Source organism: Shewanella sp. Sh95 (assembly GCF_001308045.1).
Taxonomy (GTDB): domain Bacteria; phylum Pseudomonadota; class Gammaproteobacteria; order Enterobacterales; family Shewanellaceae; genus Shewanella; species Shewanella xiamenensis.
In genome coordinates this window covers 1-4,303 of record NZ_LGYY01000151.1, presented here as the reverse complement: position 1 = coordinate 4,303, position 4,303 = coordinate 1, and the positions used below count along the sequence as shown (strand labels likewise).

At 42.2% G+C, this 4,303-nt stretch carries 5 protein-coding genes; 1 reads left to right on the top strand and 4 read right to left on the bottom strand.

Going from position 1 to position 4,303, the window contains the following annotated elements; genetic code table 11:
• Window positions 1-115: 115 nt before the first annotated feature.
• On the top strand, window positions 116-610 hold the full coding sequence (locus AEA42_RS22310; RefSeq protein WP_156312332.1) for a hypothetical protein: 495 nt from the start codon (window positions 116-118) through the stop codon (window positions 608-610).
• 426 nt (window positions 611-1,036) lie between these two features.
• Here the strand turns inward: AEA42_RS22310 and AEA42_RS11290 are convergent, their stop codons facing one another.
• From AEA42_RS11290 to AEA42_RS11275, 4 genes are read right to left on the bottom strand one after another with little or no spacing between them, the layout of a single operon-like run.
• Window positions 1,037-1,507, bottom strand: coding sequence for a hypothetical protein (locus AEA42_RS11290; RefSeq protein WP_055647768.1), 471 nt, complete (start codon window positions 1,505-1,507; stop codon window positions 1,037-1,039).
• A 10-nt stretch (window positions 1,508-1,517) separates the two neighbouring features.
• Entirely contained in the window at window positions 1,518-2,183 is a 666-nt protein-coding gene (locus AEA42_RS11285) for a molecular chaperone TorD family protein (RefSeq protein ID WP_055647767.1), read from the bottom strand.
• 56 nt (window positions 2,184-2,239) lie between these two features.
• Complete coding sequence (locus AEA42_RS11280) at window positions 2,240-2,914, bottom strand: DMSO/selenate family reductase complex B subunit (protein WP_037425569.1); 675 nt, start codon at window positions 2,912-2,914, stop codon at window positions 2,240-2,242.
• A 13-nt stretch (window positions 2,915-2,927) separates the two neighbouring features.
• Window positions 2,928-4,193 carry a molybdopterin dinucleotide binding domain-containing protein gene (locus AEA42_RS11275; protein ID WP_231640384.1) on the bottom strand — a complete coding sequence of 422 codons (1,266 nt, stop codon included), beginning with the start codon at window positions 4,191-4,193 and terminating at the stop codon, window positions 2,928-2,930.
• Window positions 4,194-4,303 lie beyond the last annotated feature (110 nt).

The following is a 4,303-nucleotide window of genomic DNA, read 5'->3' as shown; positions in this document are numbered from 1 at the left end:
TAAATGGACCATGCCAATCCACAATTGGAGCCTTTGTTTATCTCAGTTAGCGATTTATTTTGAAGGACGTTTAGATAGCGTGCTGGAAATTTAAAAATTAGCCTGACACAGAATTTTGAACGCCCTCCTTGGGAATGTTGACGGAGCAACAACGCAAATTAATGGTGGAACATACTGTCGATTAATTAAAGGCTCGGATACATTTACAAATCTTAACGGGGCTACTGTTGGAGTCAAAAATGCATTCGGTACAGTTCTTTCCTACACTAGCAATGTCACTTACAGTAATGGGAAAGTGTGTGTTCCTGGTACAATGGGCTTTGGATGTTACTCGAGCAATGATATATCTATTGATTACAAAGCATCTGATATGTGTTTATCGAAAAACTCCTTTCAGCAATCTATTGAGTATAATGGAAAAAATGGTACGGTCTTGAAGTTTACCTACCGTGAGTTTAGCGACAATATGGCAAGAGCTCCATTCACAACAGATTTCACGATAGACCTCGATGAAGGTAATGTCATGAAATATAAAGGAGCTAAATTTGAAATACTTAGATCTTCAAATACAGAAATCACATATAAACTAATAAGTAATTTCAATAGTTAACCATAATGCATTGACTCTTGAAGGTTTCTGTTACACGTATGCTGTGTTACACTTTGTGCTACATAAACCTCGTCAGGTTTCTATAAGAATCAGAGTGTTAGAGAATAGGCTCAACAAGTGCCGCCTCCACCAAATATAAGAACGAAGACGTCTCAGGACGTCTTTTTTCTTACCTTAAACAAATTAAAATCAATAACTTACGGTGCATTAACGTCTAATTACGTCCAACTACAGCTTTGATTTTTGGGTACACCTGAGGGTACACGGCCTTGACTTCGAAACTACAGTGTCCCCATCATGACCATTGTCACTACTCGCCTAACAGATAAAGAAATCAAAACGGCAAAACCAAGGGATAAAGAATATAACCTATTTGACGATGACAGACTCCGCTTAAGAATTATCCAAACAATGGATTTTGAACTATTACAATCCCCCCATGTTTCGGGTATTTGTGCGCAATTGTAGACGATGCATCATAAGCTGTTTAGATAAACGCTCAATCATTGAACAAATGGATTCAGAAACACTATCAACCTCTTGTGTCTTGATATATTTTCTCCGCCAAACCTCAGCTAAAGTGAAAATAAGTTGTTCCGCTTGACTTAGAGATTGATGTGATAACTCTCTGATAAATAAAACTCTACAGCATTCAAAAAAGCAATGTAGCACAATATTATCCTGTAGTTTCTGCTCATTCATTGTTTTATCGAGAACTAACCATTGTGGCTGACCTTCAATAAAAATAATCGCAGACATAATATTAGTGACTGACGCTAATGACGTACCGCCACAACATAAGTCGTGAATATTTTCACAAGCAGCCAAACTCAATTGAAGTCGATAGGCAAGCTGGGCTTTTAACCATTGATGACTCACTGCTGTCACAAACGTCATGAACTAACCTTTAGCGATAGAGTTTTACGGTTTGAGGTATCACGTTAAACTTCGTACCTAAATGTGCAAAAAACACTTGAGCAAGCATAGATATGCTACGATAAAAATCAGTCTTTGCATGAAGCTCTGCTAATGCCAAACAGCGTCCCACCCAAGGTAAAGTATGTTGTTGCAACAATAGCGTGCAGACTCTCACCTTTTGTGTGTCATTGGGGTTTAACGCTAATTCATCAAACAAGTATTGCAACACTAATAAAATCAAGCCTAAATGGTCTACGGGTTCATTTCGCGTCAGAGATAACTCGATACCATGGGTGTTATAAAAGCTAACCAGATTTTGAGTCGAAGCCTCATTCAGTAGCTGTCCCTCACTGGTATATACCGATCCCCAGGGGGCAGCCTTAGGATCGCCAGGGCCAAAAAATAGCTGCCCATAATCTAATTGAAGCTCGATTAATTGCGATTCATCGTCCTGCCATTGAGTCAAATAGCTACTTAGCAAAGCTTTTCCTGACTGTTCACCTGTCGAGAGTTCAAGCTCTGGCCACTGTGTTGCTAACTCATCTCGCTTAAATTGTGTCAGTAACGGCATATTAGGGTACGAGTACAAAATGTTATGTAGCACTTTTGCCATTGCACCCCAGGTTTGGTAATCATTCGTGTTGATTGTTGACATAGTGTTCCTTTTACAAACGAAGAAAAACGAGGGGACTAAGCCCCCCATTTTCACTATTACACTTCTGCGGGGTTTAATAATTGCCCACTACCACCAACTGGTTGACCATTTCGATTGGCCTTAATAATCAAGTTTGGTGAAGTAATTGAGGGCGATGGTAAGGGGGCAATATGACCATCACCCTCTCCATATTTCGCTCGTAAATTATCCATAGTGTCAAAGTCGAGTGCCCGTAAAGGACAAGAATCAACGCAAATAGGCTTTTTACCTTCCGCGAGTCTATCGCTGCAACCATCACATTTAGTCATCACCTTACGCTCAATATCTAGCTGTGGGGCATCATATGGACAGGCTCTCGCGCAACTTTCACAACCAATACAAAGTTCAGTGGCAACTTGGACTAATCCATCTTCACGGCGCTTATGCATTGCACCTGTTGGACAGGCTTTAACACACACAGGCTCACTGCAATGGTTACAACCAATAGACATGTAGTAAGCAAAGACATTTTGCTCAAAACTACCATCGACGTTTTGCGACCAATTACCACCACCATATTCATAAACACGGCGCCAAATAATACCGGGCAAATTAGCGACACCATTATTCATCACATCATCTTTTGCGCGAACCAAGCCAGTCATGCGATCCTTACAGGCAATATGACAGGTTTTACAGCCAGTACATTTGCTGCTATCGAAATAGAAACCATATTGTGTTTGTTGAGTCATTTTCATCTACCCCTTATGCCTTGACGATCTGCACGCGATTGGTGTGTTGTGGGTTTCCCTTTGCGAAAGGGCTTGGTTGGTAACGAGTTAACGTATTAATACAGCCACCAACATCAATTGGGTGCCCGCTCCTTCCAATCCGAGCGATATCAGGTTGATACCAAGCACCCTGACCTAAAGCCACAACACCTGGGGCAACCCTTGGGGTAATCCGTACAGGTAATTCAACTGTGCCACGATCGTTCCACATCTGTACTTTATCGCCACTTCTTAAACCACGACCTAAGGCATCAGTTGGGTTCATCCATACTGCATCTTCTGCGGCTTCGCGCAGCCATGGCACGTTATGATAACTTGAGTGTGTACGCCCCTTAGTGTGATAACCCATTAATTGCAGAGGATAATCATCCTTAGTATCTTCATCGTCGTAGCCTTCCCATGTGGGTTGATACATGGGGATTGCAGTGATGTAATCGCCTTTAATATTAGGATTAAAGATCCAGTCTTTACCCTTTTGCGCCATCGACAATGAGTAGATCTCTACCTTACCGGATGGTGTGCTCACCGCTTTACCGCCATTGATATAGCTATCGAGTGCAAGTACTGGCGTCTTACTAAACGCACGGAACACACCAATCTTTTGCGCTTCAGCGTAACTGTTAGGGAATGCAGGTTGTGCATCCGTATTCGCGCTATTTGTGCGAGTCTTTTGGTATAGTTCCTCTAACCAAGCGGCTTCATCTTTACCTTCTGTGTACTCCGCTTCTTTACCCATTTTGGCAGCAATTAAGCGTCCCATTTCAAACATCGAAATGCTTTCCCACATCGGCTTAACGGCAGCCTTCATGGCAACGAGATAACCCATGATCCCGGATGCATAGCTATCATTGACTAAGTCATTCGACTCTAACCAAGTGGTATCTGGTAGTAAGATGTCCGCATAACGTGCGCTCGGTGTCATCCAGCAATCACACACGACTATAAGCTCACATTTGCTGTCATCTTCGAGGATTTTAGCGGTACCGTTACAGTCTGAATGTTGGTTAATTAATGCGTTACTGTTAATCGCAAATACCGCTTTAATATCTGCGCCAAGTGGAGTATCTAAATCAGCTGTACCACGGATCCCATCTTTACGCGCCGTCATTTCATGGCCACGCTCTATCGCTTCTGCCCAAGTAAAGAAAGAAATGGATTCTTTAACCGGATTATTACCACCGCTCATACCTGCACGGTTTAAACTGCCTTGATAAGGCAATGCACTGAAGGATCCCCTCATAAATCAGCCATAGCATAGCCATATTTGAGCAACTGATTGGCGAATAATACCCAGGCCGCCAGCAATTCTTTCTCCGTGATTTGATAATCAGGCCGCCTGAGTACCTCCAA